The sequence below is a fragment of the Pseudomonas sp. ML2-2023-3 genome (assembly GCF_037055275.1).
In the GTDB taxonomy this organism is placed as follows: Bacteria; Pseudomonadota; Gammaproteobacteria; order Pseudomonadales; family Pseudomonadaceae; genus Aquipseudomonas.
Window position 1 is genome coordinate 5,157,470 of the sequence record NZ_CP146343.1, and the last position, 22,582, is coordinate 5,180,051.

Annotated in this window: 18 protein-coding genes and 2 tRNA genes; 1 reads left to right on the plus strand and 19 read right to left on the minus strand. The window is 56.1% G+C overall.

The annotated features are described in order from the left end of the window. Position 1: 1 nt before the first annotated feature. The 12 genes from rbfA to rlmE all read right to left on the minus strand — a co-directional run bounded on the left by rbfA (position 2) and on the right by rlmE (position 11,678). A complete protein-coding gene (gene rbfA / locus V6P94_RS23855) occupies positions 2-403 on the minus strand; it encodes a 30S ribosome-binding factor RbfA (RefSeq protein ID WP_019825923.1) in 402 nt (133 codons plus the stop codon). 158 nt (positions 404-561) lie between these two features. Continuing rightward, positions 562-3,063: a translation initiation factor IF-2 gene (gene infB, locus V6P94_RS23860; RefSeq protein WP_133078301.1), complete on the minus strand. Its 2,502-nt coding sequence runs from the start codon at positions 3,061-3,063 to the stop codon at positions 562-564. A gap of 27 nt (positions 3,064-3,090) precedes the next feature. Continuing rightward, positions 3,091-4,572, minus strand: coding sequence for a transcription termination factor NusA (nusA, locus tag V6P94_RS23865; protein ID WP_019825920.1), 1,482 nt, complete (start codon positions 4,570-4,572; stop codon positions 3,091-3,093). Between the two features lie 47 nt (positions 4,573-4,619). Then, positions 4,620-5,078, minus strand: a complete 459-nt coding sequence (gene rimP, locus V6P94_RS23870) for a ribosome maturation factor RimP (protein ID WP_019825918.1) — start codon at positions 5,076-5,078, stop codon at positions 4,620-4,622. 141 nt (positions 5,079-5,219) lie between these two features. Beyond that, positions 5,220-5,296, minus strand: a tRNA-Met gene (locus V6P94_RS23875). Positions 5,297-5,392: 96 nt separating this feature from the next. Beyond that, a tRNA-Leu gene (locus V6P94_RS23880) sits at positions 5,393-5,478 on the minus strand. A 28-nt stretch (positions 5,479-5,506) separates the two neighbouring features. Further along, on the minus strand, positions 5,507-5,890 hold the full coding sequence (gene secG, locus V6P94_RS23885) for a preprotein translocase subunit SecG (RefSeq protein ID WP_003439612.1): 384 nt from the start codon (positions 5,888-5,890) through the stop codon (positions 5,507-5,509). A 2-nt stretch (positions 5,891-5,892) separates the two neighbouring features. Then, positions 5,893-6,648 carry a triose-phosphate isomerase gene (gene tpiA / locus V6P94_RS23890; RefSeq protein ID WP_133078302.1) on the minus strand — a complete coding sequence of 252 codons (756 nt, stop codon included), beginning with the start codon at positions 6,646-6,648 and terminating at the stop codon, positions 5,893-5,895. Positions 6,649-6,714: 66 nt separating this feature from the next. Beyond that, positions 6,715-8,052, minus strand: coding sequence for a phosphoglucosamine mutase (gene glmM, locus V6P94_RS23895; protein WP_133078303.1), 1,338 nt, complete (start codon positions 8,050-8,052; stop codon positions 6,715-6,717). A gap of 16 nt (positions 8,053-8,068) precedes the next feature. Next, positions 8,069-8,920 (minus strand): dihydropteroate synthase, encoded by an 852-nt coding sequence (folP, locus tag V6P94_RS23900; protein ID WP_326397334.1) that lies wholly within the window; start codon positions 8,918-8,920, stop codon positions 8,069-8,071. Positions 8,921-8,928: 8 nt separating this feature from the next. Beyond that, entirely contained in the window at positions 8,929-10,836 is a 1,908-nt protein-coding gene (ftsH, locus tag V6P94_RS23905; RefSeq protein ID WP_133078305.1) for an ATP-dependent zinc metalloprotease FtsH, read from the minus strand. Positions 10,837-11,027: 191 nt separating this feature from the next. Further along, positions 11,028-11,678 (minus strand): 23S rRNA (uridine(2552)-2'-O)-methyltransferase RlmE, encoded by a 651-nt coding sequence (gene rlmE, locus V6P94_RS23910; protein WP_019825907.1) that lies wholly within the window; start codon positions 11,676-11,678, stop codon positions 11,028-11,030. 107 nt (positions 11,679-11,785) lie between these two features. On the opposite strand from rlmE, the gene yhbY reads away from it, so the two are divergent. Further along, positions 11,786-12,094, plus strand: coding sequence for a ribosome assembly RNA-binding protein YhbY (gene yhbY / locus V6P94_RS23915; protein WP_019825905.1), 309 nt, complete (start codon positions 11,786-11,788; stop codon positions 12,092-12,094). A gap of 278 nt (positions 12,095-12,372) precedes the next feature. On the opposite strand, the gene greA is transcribed toward yhbY, so the two are convergent. The 7 genes from greA to grpE all read right to left on the minus strand — a co-directional run bounded on the left by greA (position 12,373) and on the right by grpE (position 22,423). Continuing rightward, complete coding sequence (greA, locus tag V6P94_RS23920) at positions 12,373-12,849, minus strand: transcription elongation factor GreA (RefSeq protein ID WP_019825904.1); 477 nt, start codon at positions 12,847-12,849, stop codon at positions 12,373-12,375. After that, positions 12,846-16,067: a carbamoyl-phosphate synthase large subunit gene (gene carB / locus V6P94_RS23925; protein ID WP_338648821.1), complete on the minus strand. Its 3,222-nt coding sequence runs from the start codon at positions 16,065-16,067 to the stop codon at positions 12,846-12,848. Before carB ends, greA begins: the two co-directional genes overlap by 4 nt. Before the next feature lie 114 nt (positions 16,068-16,181). Continuing rightward, positions 16,182-17,318 carry a glutamine-hydrolyzing carbamoyl-phosphate synthase small subunit gene (carA, locus tag V6P94_RS23930; RefSeq protein WP_133078306.1) on the minus strand — a complete coding sequence of 379 codons (1,137 nt, stop codon included), beginning with the start codon at positions 17,316-17,318 and terminating at the stop codon, positions 16,182-16,184. A gap of 259 nt (positions 17,319-17,577) precedes the next feature. Then, entirely contained in the window at positions 17,578-18,384 is an 807-nt protein-coding gene (gene dapB / locus V6P94_RS23935) for a 4-hydroxy-tetrahydrodipicolinate reductase (protein WP_219262436.1), read from the minus strand. A gap of 10 nt (positions 18,385-18,394) precedes the next feature. Continuing rightward, positions 18,395-19,519 carry a molecular chaperone DnaJ gene (dnaJ, locus tag V6P94_RS23940; RefSeq protein WP_019825896.1) on the minus strand — a complete coding sequence of 375 codons (1,125 nt, stop codon included), beginning with the start codon at positions 19,517-19,519 and terminating at the stop codon, positions 18,395-18,397. A 320-nt stretch (positions 19,520-19,839) separates the two neighbouring features. Continuing rightward, a complete protein-coding gene (dnaK, locus tag V6P94_RS23945; protein ID WP_019825894.1) occupies positions 19,840-21,756 on the minus strand; it encodes a molecular chaperone DnaK in 1,917 nt (638 codons plus the stop codon). Positions 21,757-21,856: 100 nt separating this feature from the next. Further along, positions 21,857-22,423: a nucleotide exchange factor GrpE gene (gene grpE / locus V6P94_RS23950; protein WP_133078309.1), complete on the minus strand. Its 567-nt coding sequence runs from the start codon at positions 22,421-22,423 to the stop codon at positions 21,857-21,859. Positions 22,424-22,582: the final 159 nt, after the last annotated feature.

The window sequence follows — 22,582 nt, forward strand, 5'->3', positions numbered from 1 at the left end:
GTTACTCCTTGGTGTCTTCGGGAGCAGTGGCTTCAGGGTGCTGATTGTCTTCAGCCACTGCACGCTCGATCAAAGCGGACAGGTGAGCGCCACGCACGACACTTTCATCGTAGTGGAAGTGCAGCTGAGGAACGCTGCGCAGTTTCATTTCACGCGCCAGTTGCATGCGCAGGAAACCCGCTGCCGAGTTCAGCACCTTGATGCTTTGAGCGATCTCTTCAGCGCTGTCCTCGCCCATCACGGTGATGAAGATCTTCGCGTGACCGACGTCACGGCTGACTTCAACAGCAGTAATGGTGACCAGACCCACGCGCGGGTCTTTGACTTCACGACGGATCAGCTGTGCCAGCTCGCGCTGCATCTGATCGCCAATACGTTGGGTACGGCTATATTCTTTTGCCATGTATTGTTACCTGTTACTCACCCATGGGAAACCCATGCGGTCTGAAAGCGGCAAACGCCCGGCACGACAGAAGCCGGACCGGGCGTTGCGTTTAGAGTCCAGGCCGAGCACTGCGCATTTGCATGCGCGGGCTCGTCCTCGCTCTTGAGGCTCGCGAGTTAGAGGCTGCGAGCAACCTGGACCTTCTCGAACACTTCGATCTTGTCACCGACTTTAACGTCGTTGTAGCTCTTGACGCCGATACCGCATTCCATGCCGGCACGCACTTCGGACATGTCATCTTTAAAGCGGCGCAGGGATTCCAGCTCGCCTTCGTAGATAACGATGTCTTCACGCAGTACGCGGATTGGACGGTTACGGTGAACAACACCTTCAAGCACCATGCAACCTGCAACCGCGCCAAACTTAGGCGAACGGAACACGTCACGGACTTCAGCGATACCCAGGATGTTCTCCCGAACGTCGCTGCCAAGCATGCCGGTAAGGGCTTTCTTGACGTCTTCGATGATGTCGTAGATGACGTTGTAGTAACGCATGTCCAGACCTTCCTGCTCGACAATCTTGCGAGCGCCGGCATCGGCACGCACGTTGAAGCCAAACAGAACAGCGTTGGAGGCCAGTGCCAGGTTAGCGTCGCTCTCGGTGATACCACCAACACCGCCGCCAACTACGCGCACTTGCACTTCGTCGTTACCCAGGCCGCTCAACGCGCCCTGCAGAGCTTCCAAGGAACCACGGACGTCAGATTTGAGGACGATGTTAAGCGTCTTCTTCTCTTCCTGGCCCATGTTCTCGAAGATGTTTTCCAGCTTGCCTGCGTGAGCACGCGCCAGTTTCACTTCGCGGAACTTGCCTTGACGGAACAGGGCAACTTCACGCGCCTTCTTCTCGTCAGTCATTACGCTCATCTCGTCGCCAGCATCTGGCGTTCCGTCCAGGCCGAGGATCTCGACAGGGATGGATGGACCGGCTTCCTTGATAGGCTTGCCGTTCTCATCGAGCATGGCACGGATGCGACCGTAGTTGGAGCCGACCAGAACCATGTCGCCTTGGCGCAGGGTACCGTCTTGAACCAGAACAGTTGCAACAGGCCCACGGCCTTTGTCCAGGCGGGACTCAACAACTACACCACGGCCAGGAGCCGATGGAGTGGCCTTGAGTTCCAGAACTTCAGCTTGCAGCAATACGGCTTCGAGCAATTCGTCAACGCCGGTACCCATTTTCGCCGAGACCGAAACAAACGGAGTGTCACCACCCCACTCTTCCGAGGTCACGCCGTGAACGGACAATTCGCTGCGGATGCGATCGAGATCAGCACCTGGCTTGTCGATCTTGTTCACTGCAACAACCAGAGGCACGCCAGCGGCTTTCGCATGCTGAACAGCTTCGATGGTTTGCGGCATTACGCCGTCGTCTGCAGCAACAACCAGAATCACGATGTCAGTCGCCTTGGCACCACGTGCACGCATTGCGGTAAACGCAGCGTGACCCGGGGTATCGAGGAAAGTGACCATGCCGCGTTCGGTTTCAACGTGGTACGCACCGATGTGCTGAGTAATACCACCGGCTTCGCCAGCAGCTACCTTGGCACGACGGATATAGTCGAGCAGGGAAGTTTTACCGTGGTCAACGTGGCCCATTACGGTCACAACCGGAGCACGGGAGAACGACTCGCCTTCGAATTTCAGGGATTCGGCCAGGGAATCTTCCAGGGCGTTGTCGCTTACCAGAGTCACTTTGTGGCCCAGTTCTTCAGCTACCAGTTGAGCAGTTTCCTGATCAAGTACCTGGTTGATGGTCGCTGGAGTACCCAGCTTGAACATGAACTTGATGACTTCGGCAGCCTTGACCGACATCTGTGCAGCCAAATCGCCGACAGTGATGGTCTCGCCAATCTGCACGTCACGAACTACAGGGCCGGTTGGGCTCTGGAAACCGTGAGCGTTACGCTTCTTCAGCTTGCCCTTGCCACGACCACCGCGACGGAAGCTGTCGCTTTCTTCGTCGGAAGTGCGTGGAGCAACACGTGGAGTCGGTGCTTTTTCTTTGACCGAGGCACGATGCGGAGCGTTTTTACGATCGCCGTCACCACTACCGCGACGATTGTTATCGTCTGCACGTGGTTTGTCCGGGCGACGCTGTTCGTCACGCTTGCGTGCATCAGCAGCCGGAGCAGGCGCTGCTGCCGGTGCGGTTTGCACAGGTGCAGGTGCCGCTACGGCTGGAGCTGGCGCAGGAGTAGATGCAGGCTGACGGCGCGCTTCTTCTTCGGCGCGACGCTTGGACTCTTCTTCAGCCTTCTGACGTGCGGCACTTTCTACTGCACGACGTTCATCCATCTCACGTTTGCGCTCGGCTTCGATTTCTTCCGGGCTTTGCTGTACGAAGACTTTCTTCTTGCGTACTTCAACGCTAATGCTTTTGCTGCCAGCAACACGCAGGGTACTGGTGGTTTTACGCTGCAAAGTGATCTTGCGCGGTTCTTCCACTTTAGCCTTGTGGCTGCTTTTCAGGTGAGTCAGCAGAGCTTGCTTCTCACTGTCGGTCACATTCTGCTCGGCGGCGTTGTGCGGCAGACCTGCCTCACGCATCTGCTGCAACAGGCGCTCAACCGGTGTTTTGACCTCATCGGCCAGTTGTTTCACCGTGACTTGCGTCATGCATTTCTCTCCTCAGGCCGCGCCTAATTACTCGAACCAATGGGCTCGGGCGGCCATGATCAACTTGCCGGCACGATCATCGTCAATGCCGTCGATGTCGAGCAGGTCGTCAATAGACTGCTCGGCCAGGTCTTCGCGGGTAATTACGCCGCGCACCGCCAGTTCCATCGCCAAATCCTTGTCCATACCCTCAAGTGAGAGCAGGTCTTCGGCCGGATGGGCGTCTGCCAGCTTTTCCTCAGTAGCGATGGCTTTAGTCAACAGTCGATCCTTGGCCCGAGCGCGAAGCTCGTTGACGGTATCTTCGTCAAAGCCATCGATGTTGAGCATTTCCTCCACCGGTACGTAGGCAATCTCTTCCAGGCTAGTAAAGCCTTCATCAACCAGTACCTGCGCCAGGTCTTCATCGACTTCCAGCTCTTCGATGAAGTTGCGCAGGATGTCGCCGGTTTCTGCTTGCTGCTTAGCCTGGATGTCCGATTCGGTCATCACGTTCAAGGTCCAGCCGGTCAACTGGCTGGCCAAACGTACGTTCTGACCGCCGCGACCAATCGCCTGGGCCAGATTGTCTGCGCCAACGGCGATGTCCATTGCATGGGCATCTTCGTCGACGATAATTGCCGCCACTTCTGCTGGCGACATTGCGTTGATCACGAACTGCGCCGGGTTGTCATCCCAAAGGACGATATCCACTCGCTCTCCGCCCAATTCGCCGGACACTGCCTGGACACGCGAACCGCGCATACCAATGCAGGCACCTTGCGGATCAATGCGTTTGTCTTTGGAGCGAACGGCTATTTTAGCGCGCGATCCAGGATCGCGGGAGGCCGCCATCACTTCGATCAGGCCTTCGGAGATCTCTGGCACTTCAATGCGGAACAGCTCGATCAGCATCTCTGGCGCGGTACGCGACAGGATCAGCTGAGGGCCGCGGTTCTCTGTGCGGATTTCCTTGAGCAGCGCGCGAAGGCGTACGCCAACACGGAAAGTTTCACGGGAAATGATGTCTTCACGGGCCAGCAACGCTTCAGCGTTATTGCCCAGATCAACGATCACGTTGTCACGTGTCACTTTTTTAACGGTACCCGAAATGATCTCGCCCAGACGCTCGCGATAAGCATCGACTACTTGAGCACGCTCGGCTTCGCGGACTTTTTGCACGATGACCTGTTTGGCCGTTTGTGCAGCAATCCGACCGAATTCGATAGAATCGATTTTCTCTTCGATAATATCGCCGGCTACAGCGCCTGGCTGTTTCGCCTGGGCCTGGTCAACCGCCAACTCGTATGCTGGATCATCCAGATCTTCGTCTTCGACCACAGTCCAGCGACGGAAAGTCTCGTAGTTACCGGTGTGGCGATTGATTTCCACACGCAGTTCGACTTCGTCCTCAAAACGCTTTTTGGTCGCGGTGGCCAGAGCCAGCTCCAGCGCTTCAAAAATAACGTTTGCCGGTACGCCCTTTTCATTGGACACCGACTCAACAACCAGCAGTACTTCTTTGCTCATCGTACGCCTCGCCTTTCGCAAGCCATTGGATCCGCGGGATCCGCGTCTCAGTCAAAACTGGGAATAATGTTGGCCTTGTCGATCATATCGATCGGCAACAGGAATTCATGGTCTTCAACTTGCACCACAATGTCCTGCTCTTCTACGCCGCGCAGAAGGCCCTGAAAGTTACGTCGCCCTTCGAAAGGCGAGCGCAGCTTGATCCTCACTTGCTCACCGGCAAATTTCGCAAACTGCTCAATGGTGAACAGTGGGCGTTCCATGCCAGGAGAAGAAACTTCAAGGGTGTATTCAACAGCGATAGGATCTTCGACATCCAAAACGCCGCTGATCTGACGACTCACGATTGCGCAGTCATCCACCAGTACGCCGCCTTCCTTGTCGATATACACACGCAACATTGAATGGCGGCCTTGAGCCGAAAATTCAATACCCCAGCATTCATAGCCAAGGGCCACGATCACCGGGGCCAACAAGTCCTGCAACTGTTCTAGCTTGCTCGACACCTGAACCCCCTAGTGCATGTTTGTGCATGCTGTGCAAAATGAAAAAATGGGCGAAGCGCCCATCTCTGAAACGTCGTTGAATACCGACGCTATAAAGTGTCCAGTTAACAAAAAGCCCCTAATAAGGGGCTCCGCTAAAACTGGTTGCGGGAGCCGGATTTGAACCGACGACCTTCGGGTTATGAGCCCGACGAGCTACCAGACTGCTCCATCCCGCGACAAAGCTGGAGCGGAAGTATACGGTTGATCCTTTTCAGGGTCAATCTAACCTTCCACATACAAGAAAGCCCGCTACTGCGGGCATTCTTGATAATTGGTACCGAGAAGGGGACTCGAACCCCTACACCCTATGGGCACAACCACCTCAAGGTTGCGTGTCTACCAATTCCACCACCTCGGCAATACTACGTTACATCATGAAACCCGTTTTACTTTTGCTCTTGAGCTGGAGGTACGTCAGTCGCAGGAGTTGCCGACTTTTGCTCTTGAAGCACCGGAACATCATCTGAAGCCGGCTTTTGCACTGGAACTTCCAACACCGCTGGATTTGGCAAACCTACTTGAGTCAGCTGTTCAGCTTTCTCTTTAGCAAAGTAACCTAACCCTAAGCTGGTTATGAAAAAACCTGCGGCAAGTATAGCAGTAAACTTACTAAGAAAGGTAGAGGAACCTTGGCTTCCGAACACAGTATTTGATGCACCTGCGCCAAAAGATGCTCCAGCATCCGCTCCCTTACCCTGTTGCAGCAAAACCAGGGCAATTACACCCAATGCTGTCAGCAGATGAAACACAGTTACGACGTTATCCAGCATTTTCAGTTTCCTGCGGCACGAATGATCGCACCGAACTCATCTGCATTCAGGGAAGCCCCGCCAATGAGTCCCCCATCGATATCCGGCATGCTGAACAGTTCGACCGCATTGGCCGCCTTCACGCTGCCGCCGTATAGAAGCCGCACACCTTGTGCCACTTCAGAATTCTTTTGCGCCAGCTGTGCGCGAATGGCCGCATGCACATCTTGCGCCTGCTGCGGTGATGCGGTCAGTCCGGTGCCAATGGCCCAAACTGGCTCGTATGCAATCACAGCATTTACAAATGCATCAATACCAAACTCGTCAATCACGACATTCAGCTGACGCGCTACCACTTCAAGCGTTTGCCCCGCTTCGCGCTGCTCCAGGGTTTCCCCTATGCACAACACAGGCGTCAAACCAGAGGCTTGAGCCGCTGCAAACTTGCGATTGAGCGTCTCGTCCTGCTCACCCAAAATCAGGCGGCGCTCCGAGTGACCCACAAGCACCAGCTTGCAACCTGCGTCCACTAACTGGCTCGATGAAATCTCGCCAGTCAGTGCGCCCTGCCCCGACTCCACCGCAGCATCCTGTGCACCGACCGAAATCGGTGCGCCTTGCAAGCCATTGATCACTCGATCAATAAACAGCTGAGGCGGGAATACTGCAACATCAACATCGTTTGGCAAGACCAGACCACGCAGACCGTCGATCAGCTCAGCGACGCTGGCGCGGGTACCGTGCATCTTCCAGTTACCAGCTACCATAGTGCGACGCATGCTTTACCTCGTCGGTCAAAGTGGGCGCAGATGTTACCCAACCAAATCCGCGCTGGCAAGCCGAATTCAGGCACAAACTTCACTTACCAGCTTTGCCAGCTCGTCGGCGTAGCCGCGAACCATGTTTTCGTCATCGCCTTCGACCATTACACGCACCAAAGGCTCTGTTCCCGACTTGCGCAGCAGCACGCGACCACGACCCTTCATGGCCTCAGTCACACGCGCGCACGCTTCCTTGACCGCCGGGTGCTCAACAGGATTCACGCCGCCAGCAAAACGCACGTTCACCAGAATCTGCGGGCACTTGCGCAAAGCCTGACGCGACTGGGCAAGACTTTCATCGCGACGACGCAATGACAGCAACACCTGAAGCGCTGCGATGATCGCGTCACCCGTCGTGGTGTGCTGGAAGCAGACGATGTGCCCGGAGTTCTCGCCACCCACCAGCCAATCGCGCTCTTGCAGGCCAGCGATGACGTAACGGTCTCCCACATTGGCGCGCACAAACGGGATACCCAGGTCAGCCAGCGCCAGTTCAAGCCCAAGGTTGCTCATCAGCGTGCCGACGACGCCACCTTGCAACTTGCCACGCTCGTGCAAATCACGGGCGATGATGAACAGCAATTCATCGCCATCAACTACGGCACCCGTATGATCGACCATGAGAACCCGATCACCATCGCCATCAAAAGCGATGCCCAGGTCTGCACCTTCAGCCACAACGGCAGCCTGCAACTGCCCCATATGGGTCGAACCGCAGTTTTCGTTGATGTTCAGTCCATCAGGCTGGGCCGACAGCACGACGACCTGGGCTCCCAGCTCTTTGAAAACACTAGGCGCAACCTTGTAGGTGGCACCGTGGGCGCAATCGAGAACAATCTTGAGGCCGCTGAAGTTGGTACTGCTTGGCACACTGCTTTTGCAGAACTCGATATAGCGACCCGGAGCATCATTGATACGCGACACTTTCCCCAGCTTGTCAGACTCGACAACCGTCATGGGTGCGTCCAACAACTCTTCAATCATCAATTCAACATCATCAGGGAGCTTGGTGCCGTCCCCGGAAAAGAACTTGATGCCGTTATCATCATGAGGATTGTGCGAAGCGCTGATCACGATGCCTGCTTCGGCATGGAAGGTGCGCGTCAGGTAGGCAATAGCCGGCGTGGGCATAGGGCCCAGCAGCATCACATCAGCCCCGGCAGCAGACAGGCCTGCCTCCAGCGCGGATTCGAACATATAACCCGATATGCGAGTGTCCTTGCCTACCAGGATCCGGCAAGCACCCTTGCTACGAAACGCCATGCCCGCCGCCCAGCCCAACTTGAGCATAAAGTCAGGGGTAATCGGGTAAACGCCGACCCGACCACGAATACCGTCGGTGCCAAAATACTTCTTTGTCATAAGCGCTCCATCATTCTTAGTCGGCGGAATCTACCGCTGCGATCATCCGTACCACATCAACTGTTTCGGCAACGTCATGGACACGCAGAATGCGCGCGCCCTTGGTCATCGCCAATGCCGCAAGAGCCAGGCTGCCATAGAGCCTCTCTGCAACCGGCCGGTTCAGTGTTTGCCCGACCATACTTTTACGTGACACGCCCACCAGCAAAGGTCGACCCAGCGCATGCAGGGCCTCCATATGCTTGAACAGGCTCAAATTGTGCTGCAAGGTTTTGGCAAAACCAAAACCCGGGTCCAGCACGATGCTCTCAGGCCCGATACCTGCCGCCGCACAGCGCGCCATGCTGTCAGCCAGAAACGCCGACACCTCGCCCACCAGATCTTCGTAGTGCGGATTGTCCTGCATGTCGCCGGGCTCACCGAGCATATGCATCAGACACACCGGCAAACCGGTGGCCGCAGCGGCCTGCAAGGCACCCTCACGACGCAGCGAACGCACATCATTGATAAGCCCCGCCCCGAGACGCGCAACCTCAGTCATGACGATTGGCGCGGAGGTATCGACCGAAATAATGACATCCAGTTCCCGGCTTATACGCTCGACAACAGGAGCAACCCGATCGAGCTCTTCCTGAGACGAAACGGCAGGCGCTCCGGGGCGAGTTGACTCACCGCCAACATCAATCAGAGTTGCACCCGCCTCAACCATCGCCTGCGCATGGCGCAGAGCAGCATCCACAGCAGCAAAGCGGCCGCCGTCGGAAAAGGAATCAGGGGTGACATTGAGAATGCCCATAATATGCGTATGGGCCAAATCAAGAACCCGGTTGCCGCAAGGCAACCGGGTCGAGGACTGAACAGAAGTCATTTCAAGCCTTATTGATCAGCAGCAGGGCCGCCGATAGGTGTTTCCGGGCGCTCGGTTTTATCCAGCGTCGGGGCAGTCGGGGTACCCGAACTACCGTCTTCCCAGTCACGCGGCTCGCGCGGCGGACGACCCGCCATGATGTCGTCGATCTGATCGGCATCGATCGTTTCGTACTTCATCAACGCGTCAGCCATAGCATCGAGCTTGTCACGGTTTTCGGTCAGGATCTGCTTGGCCGTGTTGTAGCACTGATCAATGATGCTGCGTACTTCGGAGTCGATCAGCTTGGCTGTTTCGCCCGACACGCTTGCAGACTGACCACCACCACGACCCAGATAAGACTCTTCGTCCTCGGCATACATCAGAGGGCCAAGCTTCTCGGACAAGCCCCACTTGGTCACCATGTTCCGCGCAATCTGGCTGGCACGCATGATGTCGTTGGAAGCGCCGGTGGTAACACCGTCGAAACCCAGGGTCATCTCTTCAGCGATACGGCCACCATATAGCGAGCAGATCTGGCTGATCAGCGCACGCTTGGACAGGCTGTAACGATCTTCTTCCGGCAGGAACATGGTTACGCCCAAGGCGCGACCACGAGGGATGATCGAAACCTTGTAGACCGGATCATGCTCAGGCACTACGCGACCGACGATAGCGTGACCCGCCTCGTGATAAGCCGTGTTGCGCTTTTCTTTGTCCGACATGACCATCGATTTGCGCTCGGCGCCCATCATGATCTTGTCTTTAGCCAGCTCAAACTCTTTCATTTCAACAACACGCTTACCGGTGCGCGCTGCGAACAGGGAAGCTTCGTTCACCAGGTTTGCCAGATCGGCACCCGAGAAGCCCGGAGTACCACGTGCAATCACGCCCGGCTGGACATCATCGCCCATCGGCACTTTACGCATGTGCACCTTGAGGATCTGCTCGCGACCACGAATGTCCGGCAAGCCAACCACAACCTGACGGTCAAAACGACCTGGACGCAACAGCGCAGGATCGAGCACATCAGGACGGTTGGTGGCAGCAATCACAATGATGCCGTCATTCATCTCAAAGCCGTCCATCTCAACCAGCAACTGGTTAAGCGTCTGCTCGCGCTCATCATGACCGCCGCCCATGCCGTTACCACGGTGACGGCCGACCGCATCGATTTCATCGATAAAGATGATGCAGGGTGCGTGTTTCTTGGCTTGTTCAAACATGTCACGAACACGGCTTGCGCCGACGCCCACGAACATTTCAACAAAGTCGGAACCGGAAATCGTGAAGAACGGCACCTTGGCTTCGCCCGCGATTGCCTTGGCAATCAGGGTTTTACCGGTACCCGGTGGGCCAACCATCAGCACACCACGAGGAATACGACCACCCAGGCGCTGGAACTTGCCCGGATCTCGCAGGAATTCGACCAGTTCGCCGACTTCTTCCTTCGCCTCATCACAACCCGCTACGTCAGCCAGAGTCGTTTTGACCTGGTCTTCCGACAGCAGCCGCGCCTTGCTCTTGCCAAAGCTCATCGGGCCGCCTTTGCCGCCGGCACCGCCCTGCATCTGGCGCATCATGAACATGAAGACAGCGATGATCACCAGAATCGGGAAGCTTGCAACCAGCAGCTGAGTCCAGATGCTTTGTTGCTCTGGCAGTTTGCCCTCAACGGTCACATGGTTATCCACCAGGTCACCGATCAAACCGTTGTCCTGAATAGCCGGACGGATGGTTTTGAAGGAATCGCCATCGCTGCGTTTGCCGGTAATCACGTAGCCATCCACGGCAACGCGCTCGACCTTGCCATCCTTAACTTGCTGGATGAAGTCGGAATAGTTGAGGGTTTGTGGCTCGTTTGGACTGGAGAAGTTGTTCATCACTGTCACCAGGACAGCGGCGATGATCAACCACAGGATCAGATTCTTTGCCATATCGTTCAATTAGCTACCCTCTGAAGCAAGCCCCGCTACTGAAGCGTGCTTCGCATGATATTCACCGGCATAACTTACTACATTGCCTACAACCCTTGCAGGCTCCGTCTGTAACCCTTTGTGAAACTTTGACTACACAATATTCGTTATGCCAGATCTGTAAAGCGATTCAAAAAAAACTATCGCCCTTGTCAGAGACGCTCATCACTGGCGGAACCATCGATACCGCGGAAGCCGCGCCCCAGCAAATACTGCTCGCGGGACCTGTCTCGAGACGACGACGGCTTGCGCATCTGCACCTTGTCGAACAGCTTGCGAATGTCTTTGTGGTACTGATCGAAGCCTTCGCCTTGGAAAACTTTAATCAGAAAATCACCACCAGGACGTAGGACGCGACCAGCAAGGTCCAGTGCCAATTCGCACAGGAACATCGCCCGGGGCATATCCACAGCGGCCAATCCACTCATATTGGGGGCCATATCAGAAATCACAAGGTCTACTTGCGTATTTCCTACTGCTTCGAGGATCTGTGCCAGTACGGCGTCCTCGGTAAAGTCGCCCTTGATGAAGGTCACATCAGGAATGCTGTCCATGTCCAGGATGTCGGAAGCAATCAAACGCCCCTGACCACCGATCAGACGACTGGTCACCTGTGACCAGCCACCCGGGGCAGCACCCAGGTCAATCACTGTCATGCCGGGACGAATGAGTCGATCGCGCTCTTGAATCTCCAGCAATTTGTAGCTGGCGCGCGAGCGATACCCGTCTTTTTGCGCCATTTTGACGTACGGGTCGTTGAAATGCTCTTTCAGCCAGTTAAGGCTAGTCTTGGAACGGGCCACGGGCCACCTCAAAAATTTTAAACGGGTCGTGATTAACTGGGCGGTCTGGGACTCGCTCGGGTAAACTGGCCGCCGCTTTTTACAAGATCAGACACAGGGGTCAGATTATGCCGCTCACTCAAGAGCAGAAGAAACAGTACAAATCCATTGGCCACCATCTGAAACCAGTTTTGACTGTGGCTGATAATGGTTTGACTGAAGGTGTTTTAGCCGAACTCGAACGCGCATTGGGCGATCACGAGCTGATTAAAATCAAAGTCAACATTCTGGATCGTGAATCCCGCCTGGAAGCCGTCGCACAAATGTGCAAGGCCGGCAAAGCGGAACTGGTACAGGTTATCGGCAAAATGGCGCTTCTGTACCGCAAGAACGTCAATGTAAACAAGCAACTGTCGAACATCCATCGCTTCAAGTGATGTCGACAAGGGTCAAGGGTGCGCCTGGCGCGCCCTGAAACTCTTCCAGGGATAAACCCGAGAGCCATGCAAGAACTGCCCGCGCAACGCATCAGGCAGCCAGAGACGCCCAACGCAACCCTTCCCGCACCTGCTACTCGCCTTTCAACTTGCAACGCTGCCAACCGGGTTCAGGCCAGCACCGCTAAAAATTCTGTGTGCAACAACCACAAGCTGCCGACCCGGAACACCCGGGCCAGCCGCCAAAGAAGTGCGCCCGCACAAGGCGGGCGCCATTCTTAGATGTGACGCACCTCAATGATCTCGTATTCAATAACACCGCCAGGTGTTTTCACCGCGACTACGTCACCCTCTTCCTTGGCAATCAAGGCACGAGCAAGTGGCGAACCCACGGAGATTTTTCCGAGCTTGAAGTCAGCTTCATCTTCACCAACGATCTGATAGACAACGCGCTCGTCAGTTTCAACGTTCGCGATCTCAACCGTGGTGCCGAAAATCACCTTGCCGGTGTGAGGAATCGCTGCCACATCAATAACCACTGCGTTTTGCAGACGGCCTTCGATGTCACGGATACGAGCCTCAGACATACCCTGGAGCTCACGAGCTGCATGGTATTCAGCATTTTCTTTCAAATCGCCCAACTCACGCGCCGTACCGATTTCCTTGCTCAGCTTCGGCCGAACAACCTTGGTCAGGTGTGCGAGTTCTTCCTCCAGGGCCTTGTGGCCCTGGACGGTCATTGGATACTTGATCATGACTTCAATCCTGCGTGTAGATCCTGCAAGCGGCGCACGGTTTTTTCAGGACCGAACTTGAGCGCTTCGCAGATCGCTTCGCCAGCAGCAATGGTCGTGGTGCAGTAGATCTTGTGCTGCAGCGCGTTGCGGCGAATGGAGTAGGAGTCAGCAATCGACTGACGACCCTCGGTAGTGTTGATGATCAAGGTAACTTCGTCATTCTTGATCATGTCGACAACGTGCGGACGACCTTCGGTCACCTTGTTCACGCGACGTACTTTCAAGCTGGCAGCTTCGATGAACTTGGCTGTGCCCGCCGTTGAAACGATCTCGAAGCCCAGGCTGATCAGGTCGCGAGCAACGCCAGCCACCAGGGGCTTGTCGTCGTCACGAACGCTGATGAAGGCAGTACCGCCAGTCGGCAGCACTTCGCTTGCACCCATCTGGGCCTTGGCAAAAGCTTCGCCGAAGGTATCGCCCACACCCATCACTTCACCGGTGGACTTCATCTCAGGGCCGAGAATCGGGTCAACACCCGGGAATTTGGCGAACGGGAAGACCGCCTCTTTCACGCTGTAGAAGTTAGGAATGATTTCTTTGGTGAAGCCGATTTCTTTCAGGGTTTTACCGGCCATCACGCGAGCTGCGATCATCGCCAGGGAAACACCGATGCACTTGGACACGAAAGGAACGGTACGCGAAGCACGCGGGTTCACTTCGATCACGTAGATATCTTCGCCCTGCAGAGCCAACTGCACGTTCATCAGGCCGACAACGCCCAATTCCAGAGCCATCTTCTTGACCTGCTCGCGCATCTCGTCCTGGATGTGCAGCGGCAGCGAGTACGGCGGCAGCGAACATGCAGAGTCACCAGAGTGAACACCCGCCTGCTCGATGTGCTGCATGATCGCGCCGATCACTACATCAGTACCGTCGCAGACAGCATCCACGTCCATTTCGATGGCACAGTTGAGGAAGTGATCCAGCAGCACAGGGCTGTCGTTGGACACTTTCACCGCGTCGCGCAGGTAGCGCTTGAGCTCTTCTTCTTCGTAAACGATTTCCATCGCACGGCCGCCCAAAACGTAGGACGGACGAACAACCAGCGGGTAACCGATCTTGCCAGCGGCGCGAATCGCTTCGTCTTCGCTGCGCACAGTGGCGTTTGGCGGCTGACGCAGGTTCAGGCGCTCAACCATCTGCTGGAAACGCTCGCGGTCTTCAGCACGGTCGATGGCGTCAGGGCTGGTACCGATGATCGGTACGCCGGCTTCTTCCAGGGCGCGGGCCAGTTTCAGCGGGGTTTGGCCGCCGTACTGGACGATCACGCCTTTTGGCTTCTCGACCCGCACGATTTCCAGGACGTCTTCGAGGGTTACGGATTCAAAGTACAGACGATCCGAAGTGTCGTAGTCGGTGGAAACGGTTTCCGGGTTGCAGTTGACCATGATGGTCTCGTAACCGTCTGCACGCAGCGCCAGAGCGGCGTGAACGCAGCAATAGTCGAACTCGATACCTTGGCCGATACGGTTCGGGCCACCGCCCAGGATCATGATCTTGTCACGATCCGAAGGGTTGGCTTCGCACTCTTCCTCGTAGGTGGAGTACATGTAAGCGGTGTCGGTGGCGAACTCGGCGGCGCAGGTGTCAACGCGCTTGTAGACCGGGAACACTTCCAGCTTGTGACGGTGACGACGCAGGTTTTTCTCGGTGACACCCAGCAGTACGGCCAGGCGCGCATCGGAGAAGCCCTTGCGCTTGAGGCGATACATGGCATCACGGTCAATCGAGGACAGCGCCATGGTCTTGATCTTTTCTTCGTCCTTGATCAGATCTTCGATCTGCACCAGGAACCAAGGGTCAATCATGTTCATGCCGAAGATATCTTCGACGGTCATGCCTGCGCGGAACGCGTCAGCCACGTACCAGATACGCTCGGCGCCCGGCACGGTCAGTTCGCGCTTGAGCACGGCCATGCTTTCCGGGTTGCTCAGGTCCAGCTTTGGATCAAGACCGCTTACACCCACTTCCAGACCGCGAAGGGCCTTTTGCAGGGATTCCTGGAAAGTCCGGCCGATAGCCATGACTTCACCCACAGATTTCATCTGCGTGGTCAAACGAGCGTCAGCCTTGGCGAACTTCTCGAAAGCAAAGCGCGGCAGCTTGGTCACAACGTAGTCGATGGACGGCTCGAAGGACGCAGGAGTAGCGCCGCCGGTGATTTCGTTTTGCAGTTCGTCCAGGGTGTAGCCGATCGCCAACTTGGCAGCGATACGTGCAATCGGGAAACCGGTCGCTTTCGATGCCAGGGCCGAGGAACGCGATACACGCGGGTTCATCTCGATCACAACCATACGGCCGGTGTCCGGGCAAATACCGAACTGAACGTTGGAACCGCCGGTTTCAACGCCGATCTCACGCAGTACCGCCAGGGAGGCGTTACGCATGATCTGGTATTCCTTGTCCGTCAGGGTTTGTGCCGGAGCAACGGTGATCGAGTCACCGGTGTGCACGCCCATCGGGTCAAAGTTTTCAATCGAGCACACGATGATGCAGTTGTCCTTCTTATCGCGGACAACCTCCATCTCGTACTCTTTCCAGCCGATCAGGGATTCGTCGATCAGCAGCTCTTTGGTTGGCGACAGGTCCAGGCCGCGAGCGCAGATTTCTTCGAACTCTTCACGGTTGTAAGCAATACCGCCACCGGTGCCGCCCATGGTGAAGGACGGACGGATGATGCACGGGAAGCCCAGCTTTTCGAGAACCGCATTAGCCTCTTCCATGCTGTGAGCGATACCGGAACGCGGGCAGTCAAGACCGATGGACTTCATCGCCTTGTCGAAACGCGAACGGTCTTCAGCCTTGTCGATGGTGTCGGCATTGGCGCCGATCATCTCTACGCCGAACTTCTCCAGAACGCCTTCGCGCTCCAGATCCAGTGCGCAGTTCAGAGCAGTCTGGCCGCCCATGGTTGGGAGCAGTGCGTCCGGACGCTCTTTTTCGATGATCTTGGCAACGGTCTGCCATTTGATCGGCTCGATGTAGGTGGCGTCGGCCATGTCCGGGTCGGTCATGATGGTGGCCGGGTTGGAGTTCACCAGGATGACGCGATAACCCTCTTCGCGCAGGGCTTTACAGGCCTGGGCGCCGGAGTAGTCGAATTCACAGGCCTGGCCGATAACAATCGGGCCAGCGCCGAGAATCAGGATGCTTTTTATGTCTGTACGTTTTGGCATGGGTTTGTCACTCAAATCCGCAGGTCAGTCGGCAAGCTGTCAATCAGGCTTCTGAAGCGCCCTGGGGGCCACCGAAGGTCGGGGCCGCCACAGGGCGCTGCAGCAGGGAGCTGATCAGCGGCGCTTGGCCATCTCATTGATGAAGCGATCGAACAGCGGCGCAACGTCGTTCGGGCCAGGGCTTGCTTCAGGGTGACCCTGGAAGCTGAAAGCGCTCTTGTCGGTCAGCTCGATACCTTGCAGCGTGCCGTCGAACAGCGACTTGTGAATGGCGCGCACGTTGGCTGGCAAGGTTGCTTCGTCTACCGCAAAACCGTGGTTCTGGCTGGTGATCATCACAACACCTGTGTCCAGATCCTGGACCGGGTGGTTAGCGCCGTGGTGGCCATGACCCATTTTCACGGTCTTGGCGCCCGAGGCCAGAGCCAGCAGCTGGTGACCGAGGCAGATACCAAACACCGGAATCTCGGTATTCAGAACTTCCTTGATGGCCGTGATCGCGTAGTCGCAAGGCTCAGGATCGCCAGGACCGTTGGACAGGAACACGCCATCAGGGTTGAGTGCCAGTACATCGCTGGCCGGGGTCTGAGCAGGAACCACCGTAACGCGGCAGCCGCGCTCAACCAGCATGCGTAGGATGTTCCATTTTACGCCGTAGTCGTACGCGACCACGTGGTAAGGCAGCTCGCTGGCTTCGATAGTCGGGTGACTGTCAGTGGCCAGGTTCCAGACGCTGGAGCGCCACTCGTAGGCTTTTTCGGTGCTGACGACTTTCGCCAGATCCATGCCTTTCAGGCCCGGGAAGCCGCGAGCAGCTGCAATTGCAGCCTCGTCAGAAATATTGTCGCCCGCCATGATGCAACCGTTCTGCGCGCCTTTCTCACGCAGGATGCGCGTCAGGCGGCGAGTGTCGATACCGGCGATGGCTACAACATTGTTGGCTTTCAGGTAGTCGGCCAGCGACATGGTGTTGCGCCAGTTGCTTGCAACCAGCGGCAGATCACGGATTACCAGACCTGCGGACCAGACACGATCAGACTCGGCGTCTTCCGGGGTAGTACCGGTATTGCCAACATGCGGGTAAGTCAGGGTCACGATTTGCTGAGCGTAGGAAGGATCCGTCAGGATCTCCTGGTAGCCAGTCATTGCGGTGTTAAACACCACCTCACCAACGGTTTGACCGTCGGCCCCAATGGCTTCGCCGCGAAAAATGCTGCCATCAGCGAGGGCGAGTATGGCTTGCTTAGTCAAGAAGACCTCCCGTAAATAAAGCCTGAAAGGGCGATCGCAGGTTGTAAAAAAGCGGAGTGACGTATGGACACGTCACCCCGCTTCTTCATCGAATTATCTGCGCGCTTTTAGTGGACACACTAAAGCTGTAGCTTACAGAAAAAGGCTTTTTTGGTCTACCGCTAAAGAGTCTAAAAGACAGGAGAATGCGACAGGAAATCGCTTAGCGGTTAAAAATCGGGCTGCTGGCGCGCCAACAGCCCGATTTTACAGAGATAACTCAACGCAGGTCGAGCACATCCTGCATGTCATACACGCCGGGCTCTCGCCCTTCCAGCCACAAGGCAGCACGAACGGCACCCTTGGCAAAGGTCATGCGACTGGATGCCTTGTGGGTAATCTCGAGACGCTCACCCTCAGTGGCAAACAGCACCGTATGATCACCCACCACATCACCGCCGCGCACAGTGGCAAAACCGATGGTTTCACGGTCACGAGCACCGGTATGGCCTTCACGACCATATACCGCAACCTTTTGCAGATCGCGGCCCAGCGCATCGGCAATCACCTCACCCATGCGCATCGCCGTTCCCGAAGGAGCGTCGACCTTGTGCCGATGGTGCGCCTCGATGATTTCGATATCCGCCTCATCACCCATCACCCGCGCCGCCATATCCAGCAACTTGAATGACAGATTGACCCCGACACTGAAGTTGGAAGCAAAGACAATCGCAATGTCCTGACCCGCTTCGACCAACAGCTGTTTTTGCGCCGCACTCAAGCCCGTGGTGCCAATCACCATGGCCTTGCCCAGCTTGCGACACACCGCCAGATTGCCCAGCATCACTTCAGGCAAAGTGAAATCGATGAGCACATCAAAATCAGCAGCGACCTCCTGCAGGCTAGCCGACAACGGCACATCAATTCGCCCGACAGAAGCCAGCTCGCCGGCATCAGCCCCCACCAGGGAACTGCCCGGACGAACGATTGCCGCCGTCAGCCCGCACAGTGGCGAGCGCTGCTGCACCGCATCGATCAATGTCTTGCCCATGCGCCCGGCAGCGCCCATCACAGCTATACGTCGCATCTACCGCTCCTTACAGGTCGCCGAAAAAACGCTTCACGCCTTCAAACCAGCCCGTGGCGTTTGGGGAATGGCAGCTATCGCCTTCCAGCGTGGTACGGAACTCTTCCATCAGTTCACGCTGACGACGACTCAACTTGACTGGAGTTTCAACTACAACGCGGCACATCAGATCGCCTGCACCACCGCCACGCACCGGAGCAACGCCCTTGCCACGCAAGCGGAACTGCTTGCCAGTCTGAGTACCTTCAGGGACTTTCAACTTGACCCGACCATCCAGCGTTGGCACTTCAAGCTCTGCGCCCAATGCGGCATCAGCCACGCTGATCGGCACTTCACAGAACAAATGCTTGCCGTCGCGCTGGAAAATCGCGTGCTCGCGCACATCGATCACTACATACAGATCGCCAGTCGGCCCACCCTGTACACCCGCCTCGCCTTCGCCCGACAGACGAATGCGATCGCCGGTATCAACGCCCGCAGGGACTTTCACGGAAAGGGTTTTGTATTCTTCTACACGGCCTTCGCCACGGCAGCTGTCACACGGATCAGAGATGACCTTGCCTTGACCATGGCAACGCGGGCAAGTCTGCTGAACAGCGAAGAAACCCTGCTGCATGCGCACCTGACCAATACCGCCACAGGTTGTACAGGTCACAGGCGAAGAGCCCTTCTTGGCGCCCGAGCCGTCACATGGCTTGCAGTTGACCAGCGTCGGAACGCGGATATTGACCGTGGTACCGCGCACGGCCTCTTCCAGATCCAGCTCCAGCGTGTAGCGCAAATCACTGCCACGCTGAGCGCCGCCCCGGGAGCCGCCACGGCCACCACCAAAGAAATCGCTGAACACATCGCCAAAAATATCGGAGAAGTTCTGGCCGCCAAAACCAGCACCGCCGCCACCCATTTGCGGATCAACACCGGCATGGCCGTATTGATCGTAGGCCGCACGCTTGCTGGAGTCCGACAGAACTTCGTAAGCTTCGTTAGCTTCCTTGAACAGTTCTTCCGAGGCCTTGTCATCCGGATTGCGGTCCGGGTGATGCTTCATCGCCAGTCGGCGATAAGCTTTTTTCAGTTCGATCTCAGTCGTAGTGCGTTCAACACCCAATATTTCGTAATAGTCGCGCTTTGCCATAATTCTTTGCACTCTCAAGGACGTTCGACAAAACCCTCCCGAGCCTCGCCAAACCCGCCAAGCCCGAAAAGGATCAGACCCGACTCACGTCTTTTCAACGATATTGGTTTCTGTTTAACAGCCAATGCATTGGCCGACAGGAGCGATTACCTCTGGCCGGAAAACAAGAAAGATCCAGACCAAACCGCCAGCATTCGACCTTGTCGCATGCTGTAAAAATTCCTTTACTCCAGACACGCCAACGCGGGAGCAAGCTCCCGCGCGGCGACATCCTACCAGTCACCGCTAAAGCGCGGTCAACTGGCCGACAAACAAGCTGATTACTTGTTGTCTTTTACTTCTTCGAACTCAGCGTCGACAACGTCGTCCGCTTTTTCAGCCGAATCAGCTGGCTTGGCCGCTGCGTCTGCCGGGTTCGCTTGCTCGGCGTACATTTTCTGTGCAACCGGAGCAGACACCTTGGACAGCTCTTCAACCTTGGCTTCGATAGCAGCCTTGTCGTCGCCTTTAACAGCGGCTTCAAGTGCAACTACAGCAGCTTCGATTGCAGCTTTCTCTTCCTCGGTTACCTTGTCGCCAGCATCGACGATCATTTTGCGAGTCGAGTGAACCAGTGCGTCGCCCTGGTTACGTGCAGCTGCCAGCTCTTCGAACTTGCGGTCTTCCTCAGCATTGATCTCGGCATCACGAACCATCTGAGCGATTTCTTCCTCGGACAGACCCGAGTTAGCCTTGATCACGATGGACTGAGACTTGCCAGTCGCCTTGTCTTTTGCACTTACGTGCAGGATGCCGTTGGCATCGATATCGAAGGTTACTTCGATCTGAGGCACGCCACGTGGAGCTGGTGGAATGTCGGCCAGATCGAACTTGCCCAACGACTTGTTCTGTGCGGCTTGCTTACGCTCACCTTGCAGTACGTGAATGGTCACAGCGCCTTGGTTATCGTCAGCAGTCGAGAACACTTGCGATTTCTTGGTAGGAATCGTGGTGTTTTTCTCGATCAGAGCAGTCATTACACCGCCCATGGTTTCGATACCCAGAGTCAGCGGGCTCACGTCCAGCAACAGAACGTCTTTAACATCACCGGCCAATACCGCGCCCTGGATGGCAGCACCCATTGCAACAGCTTCGTCCGGGTTCACGTCTTTACGTGCTTCCTTGCCGAAGAACTCGGTTACCAGCTTCTGTACCAGCGGCATACGAGTCTGACCACCGACCAAGATCACGTCGTTGATCGCGCCAACGTCGATACCAGCGTCTTTCAGAGCAATGCGGCAAGGCTCGATGGTGCGCTGAACCAGGTCTTCAACCAGCGATTCCAGCTTGGCGCGGGAAATCTTCACGTTCAAGTGCTTAGGACCGGTGGCATCTGCAGTGATGTAAGGCAGATTCACGTCAGTCGACTGGCTCGAAGACAGTTCGATCTTGGCTTTTTCAGCAGCTTCTTTCAGACGCTGCATCGCCAGCGGGTCACCTTTGAGGTTCATGCCGCTTTCTTTCTTGAACTCGTCAACCAGGTAGTCGATCAGACGGATGTCAAAGTCTTCACCACCCAGGAACGTGTCACCGTTGGTTGCCAGCACTTCAAACTGGTGCTCGCCATCAACTTCGGCAATTTCAATGACCGACACGTCGAAAGTACCGCCACCCAAGTCATAAACGATGACAGTGTGGTCGCCCTTCGCTTTGTCCATACCGTAAGCCAGAGCAGCTGCGGTTGGTTCGTTGATGATGCGTTTAACGTCCAGACCCGCGATACGGCCGGCGTCTTTGGTTGCCTGACGCTGGCTGTCGTTGAAGTAGGCCGGAACGGTAATGACCGCTTCAGTCACTGGCTCGCCGAGGTAGTCTTCGGCGGTTTTCTTCATTTTCTTCAGAATTTCAGCCGAAATCTGTGGCGGAGCCATTTTCTGGCCGTTCACTTCAACCCAAGCGTCGCCGTTGTCAGCCTTGGCGATCTTGTACGGAACCATCTGAATGTCTTTCTGTACGACTTCTTCGTCAAAGCGACGACCGATCAGACGCTTCACCGCGTACAGGGTGTTATGCGGATTGGTCACTGCCTGACGCTTGGCCGACTGGCCAACCAGAATTTCGCCATCATTGGCGTACGCAACGATCGACGGCGTAGTGCGCGCGCCTTCTGCGTTTTCGATAACTTTTGCTTTACCGTTTTCCAGAACCGAAACACACGAGTTGGTGGTCCCGAGGTCAATACCGATAATTCTGCCCATGTTTACTCTCCCTAAATTTGAATTTTGTTGCCGCAGCAGTAATGACCAACTGCGGCATTGCTTAACGCTTGACTTCTAAATGGGGGCCTTGCGGCCGATTTCAAGCCTTTTCGTCAATCGATGGCGAAACCGGCGCTGGCGCCTTGCTGACTACGACCATAGCCGGGCGCAGCAAGCGACCATTGAGCTGATAACCCTTTTGAAACACCTTGAGCACACTGTTTGGCTCCAGGTCAGCACTTTCCTGCATTGCCATCGCCTGATGATGCTCGGCATTGAAGGGCTCGCCGTGCGGGTCGATCGCTTCCAGCTGATAACGCTTCAGGGTGTCCTGGAACATTTTCAGGGTCAGTTCGATCCCTTCGCGCATCGGACGAATGTTTTCATCGTCCGGGCTGGACAGCTCAAGACCGCGCTCCAGACTGTCGATCACCGGCAACAGGTCGCCAGCGAACTTCTCCAGCGCAAACTTGTGAGCCTTCTCAACATCCTGCTCAGCGCGGCGGCGAACGTTCTGCAGATCGGCAGCTACGCGCAGAGCCTGATCATTAGCGGCTGCCAGCTGCTCTTCAAGCACCTGCACACGGGCTGCCAAATCTTCACCTGCTACATCGGCGGCCTGGTTGGCGTCCTGGTTCTGCGTATCCATAGTCTGTTCGTCTGCCATAGATTTCTCCTTTCAAACTTCGTCCGCGAGCTCGACTCGCGCTTCTGCCAAGGTATATGGGGTCGCAATTCTCAGGTTCAAGAGCCTGAAAACCAGAAAATAGATGTTAGAGCCCCCTGGCGTTACCTGCAAAAAAACAAAATCGAGCTAAAAAATCCA